General features: G+C 68.4%; 15 protein-coding genes. 3 read left to right on the top strand and 12 right to left on the bottom strand.

All coding sequences use genetic code 11. The features are described from left to right. Positions 1–98: 98 nt before the first annotated feature. Complete coding sequence (locus ACZYVJ_RS22135; RefSeq protein WP_463833323.1) at positions 99–392, bottom strand: acylphosphatase; 294 nt, start codon at positions 390–392, stop codon at positions 99–101. Next, positions 379–804: an OsmC family protein gene (locus ACZYVJ_RS22130; RefSeq protein ID WP_463833322.1), complete on the bottom strand. Its 426-nt coding sequence runs from the start codon at positions 802–804 to the stop codon at positions 379–381. Before ACZYVJ_RS22130 ends, ACZYVJ_RS22135 begins: the two co-directional genes overlap by 14 nt. 53 nt (positions 805–857) lie before the next feature. Here ACZYVJ_RS22130 and ACZYVJ_RS22125 point away from each other — a divergent pair, with 53 nt between their 5' ends. Continuing rightward, the gene (locus ACZYVJ_RS22125; protein WP_463833321.1) at positions 858–1634 is read left to right on the top strand and encodes a PIG-L deacetylase family protein; all 777 of its coding nucleotides are present in this window, start codon (positions 858–860) and stop codon (positions 1632–1634) included. 15 nt (positions 1635–1649) lie between these two features. Here ACZYVJ_RS22125 and mutM read toward each other — a convergent pair whose 3' ends face one another. The 4 genes from mutM to sepIVA all read right to left on the bottom strand — a co-directional run bounded on the left by mutM (position 1650) and on the right by sepIVA (position 4629). Continuing rightward, positions 1650–2498 (bottom strand): DNA-formamidopyrimidine glycosylase, encoded by an 849-nt coding sequence (gene mutM / locus ACZYVJ_RS22120; RefSeq protein ID WP_463833320.1) that lies wholly within the window; start codon positions 2496–2498, stop codon positions 1650–1652. Positions 2499–2513: 15 nt separating this feature from the next. Continuing rightward, positions 2514–3206 (bottom strand): ribonuclease III, encoded by a 693-nt coding sequence (gene rnc, locus ACZYVJ_RS22115; protein WP_463833825.1) that lies wholly within the window; start codon positions 3204–3206, stop codon positions 2514–2516. Between the two features lie 17 nt (positions 3207–3223). After that, a complete protein-coding gene (locus ACZYVJ_RS22110; RefSeq protein ID WP_463833319.1) occupies positions 3224–3823 on the bottom strand; it encodes a YceD family protein in 600 nt (199 codons plus the stop codon). A gap of 68 nt (positions 3824–3891) precedes the next feature. Then, the gene (gene sepIVA / locus ACZYVJ_RS22105; RefSeq protein WP_064880965.1) at positions 3892–4629 is read right to left on the bottom strand and encodes a cell division protein SepIVA; all 738 of its coding nucleotides are present in this window, start codon (positions 4627–4629) and stop codon (positions 3892–3894) included. Between the two features lie 465 nt (positions 4630–5094). On the opposite strand from sepIVA, the gene ACZYVJ_RS22100 reads away from it, so the two are divergent. Next, the gene (locus ACZYVJ_RS22100) at positions 5095–6258 is read left to right on the top strand and encodes a permease (protein WP_463833823.1); all 1164 of its coding nucleotides are present in this window, start codon (positions 5095–5097) and stop codon (positions 6256–6258) included. Positions 6259–6263: 5 nt separating this feature from the next. Here ACZYVJ_RS22100 and ACZYVJ_RS22095 read toward each other — a convergent pair whose 3' ends face one another. The 6 genes from ACZYVJ_RS22095 to ACZYVJ_RS22070 form a co-directional block, all read right to left on the bottom strand. Next, positions 6264–7973, bottom strand: coding sequence for a thiamine pyrophosphate-requiring protein (locus ACZYVJ_RS22095; protein ID WP_463833318.1), 1710 nt, complete (start codon positions 7971–7973; stop codon positions 6264–6266). A 277-nt stretch (positions 7974–8250) separates the two neighbouring features. Then, positions 8251–8733: a pantetheine-phosphate adenylyltransferase gene (gene coaD, locus ACZYVJ_RS22090; RefSeq protein ID WP_463833317.1), complete on the bottom strand. Its 483-nt coding sequence runs from the start codon at positions 8731–8733 to the stop codon at positions 8251–8253. 70 nt (positions 8734–8803) lie between these two features. After that, complete coding sequence (gene rsmD, locus ACZYVJ_RS22085) at positions 8804–9358, bottom strand: 16S rRNA (guanine(966)-N(2))-methyltransferase RsmD (protein WP_463833316.1); 555 nt, start codon at positions 9356–9358, stop codon at positions 8804–8806. Between the two features lie 10 nt (positions 9359–9368). Then, the gene (locus ACZYVJ_RS22080) at positions 9369–10016 is read right to left on the bottom strand and encodes a vitamin K epoxide reductase family protein (protein ID WP_463833315.1); all 648 of its coding nucleotides are present in this window, start codon (positions 10014–10016) and stop codon (positions 9369–9371) included. Next, positions 10013–10780 (bottom strand): DsbA family protein, encoded by a 768-nt coding sequence (locus tag ACZYVJ_RS22075; protein ID WP_463833314.1) that lies wholly within the window; start codon positions 10778–10780, stop codon positions 10013–10015. The genes ACZYVJ_RS22080 and ACZYVJ_RS22075 overlap by 4 nt, the downstream gene beginning before the upstream one ends. Before the next feature lie 101 nt (positions 10781–10881). Beyond that, a complete protein-coding gene (locus tag ACZYVJ_RS22070) occupies positions 10882–12000 on the bottom strand; it encodes an alpha/beta hydrolase (RefSeq protein WP_463833313.1) in 1119 nt (372 codons plus the stop codon). Positions 12001–12439: 439 nt separating this feature from the next. Here ACZYVJ_RS22070 and ACZYVJ_RS22065 point away from each other — a divergent pair, with 439 nt between their 5' ends. Beyond that, positions 12440–13285 carry an aldo/keto reductase gene (locus ACZYVJ_RS22065; protein WP_463833822.1) on the top strand — a complete coding sequence of 282 codons (846 nt, stop codon included), beginning with the start codon at positions 12440–12442 and terminating at the stop codon, positions 13283–13285. Positions 13286–13287: the final 2 nt, after the last annotated feature.

The raw sequence follows: 13287 nt of genomic DNA, 5'->3' as shown, positions 1-13287 counted from the left end.
GGTCACATCAGCCACGGAAAGAGGGGATTGCGGCCTTCCAGCCGGTGCCGGTGTGACTGGTGTGACGCGCCCAAGCCGCAAGCGCCCGGACCTGCCGGTCAGCGCTCGACGAATCCCTCGAACCGCTCCTGCGGCTGCGACCAGTCGACGACAACCTTGTCCACGTGGCCGGGCCGCGACGGCCAGGCCATGCCGCCTTCCAGCAGGTGCAGCAGTTGCTCGCCGGCCGCCCGCGGACCCTGGGCGACCACCAGGACGCGGCCGTCGGCCTGGTTGGCCGCGTAACCGGTGAGGCCCAGTTCCAGCGCCCGGCACCGCGTCCACCAGCGGAAACCTACCCCCTGGACCTGGCCGTGCACCCAGGCGGTGAGCCGGGTGTCAGGCTCCGACATTCTTCGCCTCGGAGCTGACCTCGAAATTGACGGTGGTACCGGACTTGAGCGTGCGCCCGACGGTGCAGACCTGATCGATGGCCCGGTTGACCACCACCAGCAGGCGCTCCTTCTCGTCGTCGGCCAGGCTCGACAAATCCAGTTCCAGGGTCTCCTCGAGCAGCGGATAGCGCTCCTGCTCGCGGTCGGCGGCACCGGAAACCTTGATGACCGCCTTGTAGTCGTCGCCCAGCCGGCGGGCCAGCGGCAGGTCGCTGGCCATCCCGCTGCACGCCGCGAGCGCGATCTTGAGCAGCTCACCGGGCGTGAACACGCCGTCGACATCCTCGGAACCGATCAGCACCTGCGCCCCGCGCGAGCTGTACCCGGTGTAGCGGCGAGTTCCGGTGCGTTCCACCCATAGTTCGGCCATGGCTTATTTCTACCGGGCGAGGCGAACGCGGACGCGCGGGCATACTTCTTGGCATGGCCACCGTGGTCGCATTCCACGCCCACCCGGACGACGAGGTCGTGCTCACCGGCGGCACCCTGGCGCGGGCGGCCGACGCCGGGCACCGGGTGGTCGTGGTCACGGCCACCGACGGGCGCATCCACAACGAGGACGACAACGACCGGCTCGACGAATTGCGCCGAAGCGCAAGGATTCTCGGGGCGCACCGGGTGGAGTGCCTCGGGTACGCCGACAGCGGCTACGGCCCACTGTTCTATCCGGACCCACCCGGGCGCACCCGGTTCGGTCGGGCCAATCTCGACGAGGCCGCCGGACGGCTGGCCGGCATCCTGCGCGACGAACACGCCGACCTGCTGCTCAGCTACCAGCCCAACGGCGGCTACGGCCACCGCGACCACGTCCAGGTGCACCACGTCGGCAAGCGGGCCGCCGAACTCGCCGCCACCCCGCGGGTGCTCGAAGTAACGATGCCACGCGAAATGCTGCTCCGCGTCACCGATGTCGCGCACCTGTTGCGGCTGCCCGGACCGTACGAACGCGACATCGTGCACGGCGCATACGCACCGCGCGCCACAATCACCCACCGCGTCAACGTCTTTCGCTTCGCGCGCCAGAAGCGGGACGCATTCGCCGCGCACCGCTCTCAGATCGGCGCTTCCGGCCTGGCCGCGCGGATGTTCGGACTGCTGCTCCGGTTGCCGCCCCAGGTGTTCGGTGCGCTGTTCAGCCACGAGTGGTTCGTGGACCCGGCGTTGCCGACCGGGACGCTGCGCCGCGACATCTTCGATTGAGTCGCCCGAAAGCAGTCAAACACGCGGTCGTGGTTGGCATTTCGGGCAATAGAATGAGGAGCGGTTCATGAACTTCTCCCGGCGCATCACCGCCCCGCAACGACGGCAGGCTTCGCCCTCGCGGCCGTAGGCGTCCAGCGATCGGTCGAAGTATCCGGATTCGCCGTTGACGTTGACGTACAGCGAATCGAACGAGGTCCCGCCCTGGGCCAGCGCATCGCGCATCACCTCGGCGGCCGCGTCCAGCACGGCGGTCAACTGCTTGCGGCTCAGCGTGTCGGCGATCCTGGCGCCGTTCAGCTTGGCGCGCCACAGCGCCTCGTCGGCGTAGATGTTGCCGATGCCGGACACCACCTGCTGATCGAGAAGTTGCCGCTTGATCTCGGAGTGCTTGCGCCGCAGCACCTTTACCACCGCATCCGCATCGAACCGGGGGTCCAGCGGGTCACGCGCCAGATGCGCGACGGGCTCCGGCACCACGCTGCCGTCCGCCTCGACCAGATCGGCGAGCATCCACCCGCCGAAGGTGCGCTGATCGGCGAAGCTCAGCACCGTCCCGTCGTCGAGCAGCGCGGAGATCCGGACGTGGTCCGCGCGCGGCACCGCGCCCAGCAGCATCTGCCCGCTCATGCCGAGGTGGACGACGAGCGCCGCGTCGCCATCGAGCAACAGCCACAGGTACTTGCCGCGCCGATCGGTGCCGGTGATCCGCGCGTTCAGCAGCCGGGCGGTGAGATCCGCGGGTCCGGCTTCGTGACGACGTACCGCGCGCGGGTGATGCACCCGGACCGCCGTCATCGTCTTGCCGACGACGTGGGCGTGCAGGCCGCGGCGCACCACCTCGACCTCGGGCAGTTCGGGCATCTAGACGGACACCATCTAGCCGGACGTCGTCCCCGCGGGGTCCAGCACGTCGAGCGTCTTCCAGGTGGCCGCCGCGGCCTTCTGCTCGGCCTCCTTCTTGGAGCGGCCGACGCCCGTGCCGTATTCGGTCTCCGCGACCACGACGACCGCGGTGAATTCCTTGTCGTGGTCGGGCCCGGTGGAGGTGACGACGTAGGAGGGCGCGCCCATGCCACGGGCCGCGGTCAGTTCCTGCAGGCTCGTCTTCCAGTCCAGCCCGGCGCCCAGCGTCGGCGCGGCGTCCAGCAGCGGGCCGAACAACCGCAGAATCACCTCGCGCGCAACGTCGATGCCGTGATCGAGGTAGATCGCGCCCAGCAGCGATTCCATGCCGTCGGCCAGGATGCTCGACTTGTCGGCGCCGCCGGTGTTCGCCTCCCCGCGCCCCAACATCAGGTGCACGCCCAGGCCCCCGTCGCACAGCTTGCGCGCGACGTCGGCCAGCGCCTGCGTGTTGACCACGCTGGCCCGCAGCTTGGCCAGATCACCCTCGCTGCGGTCGGGGTGACGGTGGTACAGCTCGTCGGTGATGGTCAGGCCCAGCACGGCGTCGCCCAGGAATTCCAGGCGTTCGTTGGTCGGCAGGCCGCCGTGTTCGTAGGCGTAGCTGCGATGCGTGAGCGCCAGGGACAGCATTTCCTCGGACAGCTCAACCCCGAGGGCGTTCATCAGCGGTTGGCGTGAACTCACCGCTGGCCCCGCGGGTCGTCCGACTCCGCGGTGAACATGCCCGCCAGCTTGGCCCAGCGCGGATCGATGCGATCGTGCTGATGCTCCGGCTCGGCGGCCAGCGAAACACCGCATTCGGGGCACAGCCCCGGGCAGTCCGGCGTGCACACGGGCGAGAACGGAAGTTCGAGTCCCACGGCGTCGACGATCGACTGCTCGAGGTCGATGATGTCGTCGACGATGTGGCCCACCTCGTCTTCTTCGGTGGTCGCCTCGGTGGTGCTGTCCGGGTAGGCGAACAGCTCGGTGAGCCGCACCTGCACCTGTCCCTCGAGCTTGGTCAGGCACCGCGAACACTCGCCGGCGGTGGGCGCGGTCACCGTCCCGGTCACCAGGACGCCCTCGGACACCGATTGGATCTGCAAATCCAGCTCGAGCGGGGCGTCCGCCTCGATCGCGATCATGTCCAGCCCGATGCGCGCCGGACTGGGCACGGTTTTCTGCCACGTCACCATCGCCCCGGGGCGGCGCCCGAGCCGGGTGATGTCGAACGCCATCGGTGCGGCCAGGCGCGACGCCACCCCGCGGGCCGATCGTGTGCTGTGCTGGCGCGTCATATCGGAAATCCTACGGCGCCGACCGCATAATTCCAGGGCGCGCCCGCCCGGCAAACAGCCGCGAAGGGCTAGCGCACCGCGTAGTCGTGGGTTCCGGCCGCCGTCCGCAGTTGGTGACGACCGCGCCCCACCGACCGCAGGGTGCCGTTGAGGAATTCCTCGAACTCGGCGAGCTTGTTGTCGACGTAGATGTCGCATTCGCCGCGCAGTCGGTCGGCCTCGGCGTGCGCCGAGTCGATGAGCCGGGTGGCCTCGGCGTTGGCCGCCTCCACCACGCTGTTCTGCGAGACCAGGCGCTGCTGCTCCTTGATGCCCTCTTGCACGGCCTTCTCGTAGGAGATGTTGCCGTTTTCCAGCAGCCGGTCGGCCTCGGCCTGGGCGCGCCCGACGCTGGCCTCGTACTCGCGCTTGGCCGCCGTGGCGATGCGCACCGACTCCTCGCGGGCCTCGCCGACCATCCGCTCGCTGTGCTGGCGCGCTTCGCTCACCATCCGGTCGGCTTGCGCCTTGGCGTCGGACAGCAGCCGGTCGGCCTCCGAGCGGGCGTGGTTGAGCATCGACTCGGACTCGGTGGTCGCCGAGGACACCATGGACTCGGAGTGCGTCTTGGCGTCCTGCAGCATGGAGTCGCGTGCATCCAGGACGTCCTGGGCGTCGTCCAGTTCGCCCGGGATCGCATCCTTGATGTCGTCGATCAACTCCAGCACGTCGCCGCGAGGCACGACGCAGCCGGCAGTCATAGGAACGCCACGGGCTTCTTCCACGATGGCGCTGAGTTCGTCCAGCGCCTCAAAGACTCGATACACGGCCATACCCTCCTGGCGTCTGCAAAAATCCTGTTGTTACTAGTGTGCCTGGTGATGTCCCTGTGACTGTGCTGGCGACACCGGTGTGTCGGGTATTTGCCCGTTCGGGGCGCCTCAAACGCCCTGGTCCGGTGTTTTCGGCCCGGCCGTTGGAAGTCACTGTCATGAAGCGCCCGTTCACCTGTTACCGCGGCCACGGCGGCCGGCGGGGTGGTTGATCCATATTCGTTGCCGGGTCCCCGCCGAAGCGGGGCGGGCGCAGGCCCGGTATTCGCGTCGACGCGCCGGGGCCCGGCTCTTTGCCAGCGATTCTAGGTCGCGGACGGCCGGGGCACGATCCGCGCCGTCGTCCGCGGCGGGCACGATGCGGCATCCGGCCCTTCATTTATACCCCCAAGGGGTATAGTCCACAGTTGGGTGCGGCGGCCCCCCAAAGCGACTCGATTCCCGCAGGAGGACACAGTGATGGTGCTATCGGCGGTCGGCCACGCTCTGACGCTCGCGGGCTCGATGACATGGGAAATCCTGTGGGCGCTGATCCTGGGCTTTGCCCTGTCGGCGGTGGTGCAGGCCGTGGTGCGCCGCTCCACGATCGTGGCGCTGATGGGCGACGACCGCCCGCGCACCCTGGCCGTCTCGGCCGGGCTGGGCGCGGCGTCGTCGTCGTGCTCCTACGCCGCGGTGGCGTTGGCGCGATCGCTGTTCCGCAAGGGCGCGAACTTCACCGCCGCGATGGCCTTCGAGATCGGGTCGACCAACCTGGTGGTGGAGCTGGGCATCATCCTGGCGCTGCTGATGGGCTGGCAGTTCACCGCCGCCGAATTCGTCGGCGGCCCACTGATGATCGTGGTGCTGGCCGTGTTGTTCCGGTTGTTCGTGCGGTCACGGCTCGTCGACGCCGCCCGCGAGCAGGCCGAGCGCGGGATCGCCGGCTCGATGGAAGGCCACGCCGCCATGGACATGTCCATCCCGGGAGAAGGCTCGTTCTGGCGACGGCTGTTCTCCCCCGCGGGCCTGACCTCGGTCTCGCACGTGTTCGTGATGGAGTGGCTGGCGATCCTGCGCGACCTCGTCGTGGGCCTGCTGATCGCGGGCGCCGTCGCGGCCTGGGTTCCCGAAAAGTTCTGGCAGGTCTTCTTTTTGGCCGATCATCCGGGCCTCTCGGCGATCTGGGGACCGATCGTGGGGCCGATCGTGGCGATCGTGTCCTTCGTGTGCTCCATCGGCAATGTCCCACTGGCCGCGGTGCTGTGGAACGGCGGCATCAGCTTCGGCGGTGTCATCGCGTTCATCTACGCGGACCTGCTGATCCTTCCGATCCTCAATATCTACCGCAAGTACTACGGAACCAAGATGATGCTGACGCTGCTGGGCACCTTCTACGCCGCGATGGTCGTCGCCGGGTATCTGGTCGAATTGATCTTCGGCACAACCCATCTCATTCCCACGCAGCGCAACGCGACGGTGATCGAGGCGTCGATCTCCTGGAACTACACGACCTGGCTCAACATCGCGTTCCTGGCGCTTGCGCTCGTCCTGGTCGCCCGGTTCGTCACGTCCGGGGGCCTGCCGATGGTGCGCATGATGGGCGGCTCCCCCGACGCCGGCGAAGCCGAACATCAGCACTGACCGGCTCAGGATTGCGGCAACCGCACGTCCAGCACCACGCAACGCCCTTGGTTGGCCTCGCCAAGCGCCCAATCGACGGCCTCGCTCATCTCCGTGGGCGTGTGCAAGCTGCGTCCGCTGCCGCCGCATGCCTTGGCGAGGGCGGCGTAGTCGGTGTCCGGGGTGAGCCGGGTTTCACCGAAGTCGTTCTCCCGCACCGACACTCCGTCCGGGTACAACCCCATCACCGGCAGCTTGGAGGCCAGGTAAGACCCGTTGTTCAACACGACCGTCAGGAACGGCGCGCCGTGGCGATGCGCCGACCACAACGCGGCGGTGGGCACGCCGAAGTTGAACGAACCGTCACCGCAGATGGCGACGACGGGCGCCTCCGGCCTGGCGAGTTTGACGCCGAAGGCGCCGCCGAGCGCCCAACCCAAAGCCGGTGCGCCCGTGTCGAACAGGTGTCCGGGTGCCCGGCGCACCTGGCGGGCCACGGCGGGCCGGTTGGTCACGGCCTCCTGGACCACGACCGCGTCGTCGGGTAGGGCGCGCCCGAGCGCGGCCAGCATCGCATCGGGGACATCCGCCGGGTGGTCGGAGGCGGCCCGGCGGATCGCTTCGCGGCTCCGTTCGGCGGTGTCGGCCTCGGCGGCCTGCCTGCGCGCGGCCCACTTCTCCCGCAACTCGTCGGTGGCCAGCCGCAACAGGGTCTGCTCGAGCAGCAGCAGCGCTACGCGGGTGTCGGCGGTCAACGCGACCTCGACCGGATACGACCACAGCGGCATGCTCGGTTTGACCGGATCCCCGTCGATCTGCACCACGCGGGCGTGCGCGGGCGGGGCCAGCTGCGACGGCACCCAGGGCACCTCGGAGTCCAGCAGCAGCACGGTGTCGGCGCTTTCCAGCGGGGCGGCATCGCCCACCACGTGCAGGGGATGCCCCGGCGGCAGGTTGGCGCGGTCGCCCTGATCGATCACCGGCGCGCCGAGCAGTTCGGCGATGCGGCCCAGCACGGTCGCGGTCCCCGGGTCGGCGGCGGTCCTGGACGTGACGATGACAACCCGCTTGCCCGCCACCAGGATTCCCGCCAACCGTCCGAGCGCTCCGGGGTCCGGCCCGGGCGGTACGGCCGGCGGCAGCCGGCGCGGCAACGCACCAACGCCGGGCTCCATCAACGCTTCTCGCGGCAGCATGACGTAGGCGGGGCCGGACGGGCAGGATTGGGCGACCTGGAACGCCCGACGCACGATCGGGGCCAGCTCGCGGCCGCGGGGCACCTCCATGTGCCACTTGGCGTAGTTGCGCACCACCGCCGGCTGGTCGAGTTGCTCCTGCTGCCAATGGATGTAGGTATCGCGGTGGCCGCGCACCTGCGGCGCCGAACTGTAGGGAGTACGCCCGGCGAACATCACCACCGGAGTTCCGTTGCGCTGCGCGTTGTGCAACTGGCAGCCCAGGTTCAGTGTCCCGGCGTCGACGTGCACCATGACCGCCTGCGGGCGGCCGCTGACCATGTGGTGGCCGATGGCCGCCGCCAGGGCGATGCTCTCGTGCACGCACAACACCGCCTGCGGGCTCGGCGTGCCGGCGGCGCGCGCCGCGGCCAGCGCCTCCTGGATCGGCGCGGAATCTGTTCCGGGATTGATGAAGAAGTGCGCGACTCCCTCGTCGGCGAGCAGCGCGATCAGATCGGCCGCGGCCTCGGGTACGTCGAACAGATTGTCTACCGTCATGGCTGCCGTTCTCCTATCGACGTCGGCGACCTCGCGTACCCCTCCTCCGGATCAGATCTTCAAGATACGTTCTGCGTGGGCGTCTGCGATCTTTTCCGGTGGACTGGGTTGCCCGGGCGCGCTCGAACCCGTCGACTGCCCCTTGCGAGGGACTCACGGGTAATCGACGCCAGAACTCGACACCATCGGGTACCCACTGTGCGCCCGGGTACTCCAGGCCGCCGCCGGCCTCGTCAATCCGATTGCCACGCAGGGGTTTCGGCGTCGGGCAACCGGGTCAGGACTTTTCCGAAAGCCTTTGGCGCAGGCGACGATTGACCGGTTCGGGCAGCAGTTCCGACACGTCACCGCCGAACATCGCGACTTCTTTGGCCAGCGAGGACGACACGAACGAATAGCGCGGGGCCGTGGCGACGAAAAAGGTGTCCACGCCCGCGACGTGCTTGTTCATCTGCGCCATCTGCAGCTCGTACTCGAAGTCGGTGCCGGTGCGCAGCCCCTTGACGATGGCGGTCATGCCGCGCGACCGGACGAAGTCCACCACCAGACCCTGCCCGGCTTCCACCCGCAGGTTGGGCAGGTGCGTCGTCGATTCGTTGATCATCGCGATCCGCTCGTCCAGATCGAACATGCCCTTTTTGGCGGGGTTGGTCAGGATCGCCACCACCACCTCGTCGAACTGAGCCGACGCGCGCTCGAAGACGTCGATGTGGCCCAACGTCACCGGGTCGAACGAACCCGGGCACACCGCGCCGGTCATGCGGGTGCTCCGATGTGCAGGGGTGGTCTCCGTCCGTCGGCGATCATGACGAATGACGCTACACGCCACCTCACTGACGCTCGGCCAGCTCCAGACGGGTGTCGCCGTACACCCGTTGCGGCCATACGGACCACCCCTGCGGCCAATTCAGTGGCGCGCTGCCGGCCGCCCGCTCCACCACCGCGACGCTGCCGCCCTGCACCCAGCCGTGCGCGGCCAACGCGGCCAGCACGCCCTCGACCTCGGCGGCGCCGACATCGTAGGGCGGATCGGCCAGCACCAGATCGAACGCCACCGCGGTCCCGCCCGCCAGCACGGTCGCCACGGCTCCGCGGCGTAGCGTCGCGCCGGGCAGGCCCAGGGTTTTGATGTTGCGCGCGATGACGGATCCCGTGCGCGGGTCGGACTCCACGAAGAGCGCGGCGGCGGCGCCGCGCGAGAGCGCCTCCAATCCCAGTGCGCCCGAACCGGCGTAGAGATCCAGCACGCTGAGCCCGGTCAGCTCCAGGCGCGCGGTCAGGATGTTGAAGAGCGACTCGCGGACCCGGTCGGTGGTGGGCCTGGTGCCGCGCGGCGGGACCGTGATGCGACGGCCCCCGGCCGCGCCGCCAATAATCCGGGTCACCTGCAACTACCTACAGCAGCGTCGACCAGTAGTCCCAGAACCGCGCCATGATCAGCAGGAACACCGCGGTGAACCAGAGCGCGGCGAGCGACCACCGCCATTGGAAGAGCACCCACACCGGGCCGGTCTGCCGATCTTGCAGCGCCGGGCGATAGGCGATCGAGGCGACCACCACCAGCAGTGACATGGTGACCGCCCAGACCACCATGCAGTACGGGCACAACGCGTTGATCCGGTACAGGCTCTGGAAGATCAGCCAGTGCACGAACACCGCACCGACCAGCACCCCGAACGTTAGCCCCACCCAATACCATTGGGGCAGCGCTACTTTCGTCAGCGCCAGCAGCCCGGTGACGACCACCACGCTGAACGCCACCAGGCCCAGCAGCGGGTTCGGGAAGCCGAGCAACGACGCCTGCGGCGTGATCATCACCGAGCCGCAGGACAGGATCGGGTTGATGTTGCAGGACGGCACGTATGACGGGTTTTCCAGGATGTCGATCTTCTCGACCGTCAGCGTCATCGACGCCACCAGGCCGATCAGACCGGCGATCAGTACCCACCAGGCGCTGAGCGCCGGCACTCGCGGTGCCGGCGCCGTATCCAGCGTCAGGTCGCCGGTGGGGTCGGCTGCTGCTGTGGACACCGCACCGGTCACATGGCGGCCGGCGCGACCGCGCCGTCGATGCCCGGGATGTTGCCCACGATCTCTTTGATCTTGTTGACCAACGCATCGGGCGTCGACGGGTCGTAGTCGTCGCCGTTGATCTTGATGGTCGGCGTCGCATTGATGTGCCCGGTCGCCGCTTCGCCGGTGACCTTGGACAGGTACTTGCCGCTGTTGATGCAGTCCGGCACCTTGCCCGCCGCCCCCGCCTCGCGGGCGAGTTCGATCAACCGCGCGTTGTCGGGGAAGGTCTTGCCGGTCTCGCTCGGCTGGATGTCGGTGCTGAACAGCGCGGAGTGGAAGCGCCGGAACGCGTCCTGGGACTCGTCGGCGACGCACAGGGCCGCGGCCCCCGCGCGCGACGAATAGTTCTGATTCCGCGAGCTGTCGAGGATCGACACCATGGAGTAGTCGGCGGCGATGGCGCCGAGGTCGATCAGCCTGGACACGGTCGGGCCGAAGGTGCGCTCGAAGTTGCCGCACGCCGGGCACAGGAAGTCCTCGTAGAACGTCACCACGGCCTTGGGGTTGCTGCTGCCCGGCTGGGTGACCAGCTTGCTCGACGTAACACGCACCGTATCGCCGGCGCCGGTGGGACCGGTCTTCTTGTGGTGCGACGTCACGATGTAGAAGACGAGGGCGACCGCGAAGATCACCACGAATGCGGTGCCGCCGATTTGGATCAGCCGGCTCGACTTACCGCCGGAGGCCGACTTCATGTCGAATCGCGGGGGACGTTTGGGTTTGTCGGCCACAGGTTCCCTGATCTTTCGGTACGAGTTGTCGGTCTGCCCGGCTGCGGACAAAGCGATCGGACAAAGCGCCTCTAGATTACCGGCGCCGGGCGCTCAAGGAATCAGACCCGGCTCAGGTGTGCGCGCAGGGCCGAAATCAGCTCGCTGGTCGCGACCATGCTGTCGCCGCCGAGCTGGAACAGATTGGCGAAGCCATGGGTCAGCGTGCCCAGGTACCGCAGGTCCACCGCGACCCCGGCGGCCCGCAGCGCCTCGGCGTAGCTCTCGCCCTCGTCGCGCAGCGGGTCGAAGCCGGCGACCGCGATCAGCGCGGGAGCGAGTCCGGTCAGCGATTCGGCCAGCGCCGGCGACACCCGCGGATCGGTGCGGTCCAGCTCCGAACGCCGCAGATACTGCGATTCGAACCAGTCGATGTCCCGCTTGGTCAGCAGGAAGCCGCGCGAGAACAGGGTCAGCGAGCGGTTCTTGGCAGTGAAGTCGGTCCGCGGATAGATCAGCCATTGCAGCACCGGTGCCGGGGCGCCCTTGTCGCGCGCCATCTGGCTGACGACGGCGGCCAGGTTGCCGCCGGCGCTGTCGCCACCGACCGCGACCCGCCCCGGTGCCGCACCCAACTCGCCGGCGTGCTCGTAGGCCCAGGCGAAGGCCGCATAGGCGTCCTCGATGGCGGCCGGCGCCGGGTGCTCGGGGGCCAGCCGGTAGCCGATCGACAACACGTGGATGCCGGCGTCGCGGCAGGTCAGCCTGCACAGACTGTCGTGGGTGTCCAGGTCGCCGATCGACCAGCCCCCGCCGTGAAAGAAGACCAGCAGCGGCGCCGCCTCGCCGCCCGCCGGGCGGTAGTGCCGCGCCGGGATGTCGCCGGCCGGACCGGGCAGCGACAGCTCGTCCACGTCGACGTGGATCTGCGGACCGGGGAACCCGACGGTCGACTCGCGCATCTGAGCGCGCGACGCCTGCGGGTCGTCGTCCACGACCAGCCCGTCGATGCCGACGGCCCGAAGGCCCGACAGCATCAGCTGCAGCGTCGGATCCAACGTGTTGCCGTCGATGATGACCGAACGACCGCGTACCAGCCCGCGCCTGATGGCGGTCGGGATCCACGGGATGACCTTGGCCCCGACGCTGGTGACGGCGCCCTGGATGCGACTGGCCAGCGGCAGCGAGGCGCGGTCGGCTCCGAGGTCGAGCTCCGGCGCGCCGGACAGAGGCCTGGTCATGGGCAACCCCACTTTAAACAACACGTGCTAACGCTCGCCGGCGAACCCGTTATTCAGTCCCCGCCGTTTCGGAGTCTTGCCGGCCCCGGCGGCGACCAAACAAGCGGTCGACGCCGCCGTCGGTTATCCGGCAAATCGACGTTGCCGCCGCACCGGCGTCATGCGCAAGACCAGCCGAGCGGCCGCCGATTCCGGTGTGCCGCGCGCCTAACTGTACGTGGTGGCGTGCCGGGCGCCGAAGGCGCGGATCGACATCTGCCCAGGTGTTGATTAGTTGAGTTTACTGACTCGGTAATATCGTGGTCCTCAGGTCGGTGAGCCTTCATCGGATTGCGAGCGACTTCGACGTGTTCGATATCGAACTCAACGCTGCGCTCGATGACGGAACCCGGCTCGGTGCACAATCTCGAACCTTCAATTTCACAGGCAGGTGAATGAATTGGCCGGCGAGTCGGGCTCCGCCTTACCCTCAATTGCTCTCAACGACGAGAACACGATTCCGGCCCTTGGCCTCGGCGTCGCGGAATTGTCGGACGACGAGACCGAACGCGCGGTGTCGGCGGCGCTGGAGGTCGGCTGCCGGCTGATCGACACCGCCGCGGCCTACGGGAACGAAGCCGCCGTCGGGCGCGCGATCGCCGCCTCCGGCATTCCCCGCGCCGACCTGTTCGTCACCACCAAGCTGGCCACCGCCGACCAGGGTTTCAAGGGGGCGATGGATGCCTGCAACGCCAGCCTGGAGCGCCTCGGCCTGGACTACGTCGACCTCTACCTGATCCACTGGCCCGCCCCCTCGCTGGGCACCTATGTGAACTCTTTCGGCGGCATGATCCAGTCCCGCGCGGAGGGTCAGGCCCGCTCGATCGGCGTCTCCAACTTCACCGACGAATACCTGACGACGGTCATCGACCTCACCTTCGTCACCCCGGCGGTCAACCAGATCGAGCTGCACCCGCTGCTCAACCAGGAAGCGCTGCGCAAGACCAACGCCGAGCACAACGTGCTCACGCAGTCCTATACGCCGCTGGCGCTGGGCAAGCTGAACGACAACCCGACGGTGAATTCGGTCGCCGGCGAATACGGCAAGACCGCCTCGCAGGTGCTGCTGCGGTGGAACCTGCAGCTGGGCAACGCGGTCGTCTTCCGGTCGGCCAACGCCGAGCACATCGCCTCCAACGTGGACGTGTTCGACTTCGAGCTGGCCGACGAGCACATGGATGCGATCAACGGCCTCAACGACGGCACCCGGCTGCGCCCGGACCCGGAGACCTACACGGGCTCGTAACC

It is taken from the genome of Mycobacterium sp. IDUB_3, assembly GCF_055419585.1.
This window is presented reverse-complemented; position numbering and strand designations above follow the sequence as displayed.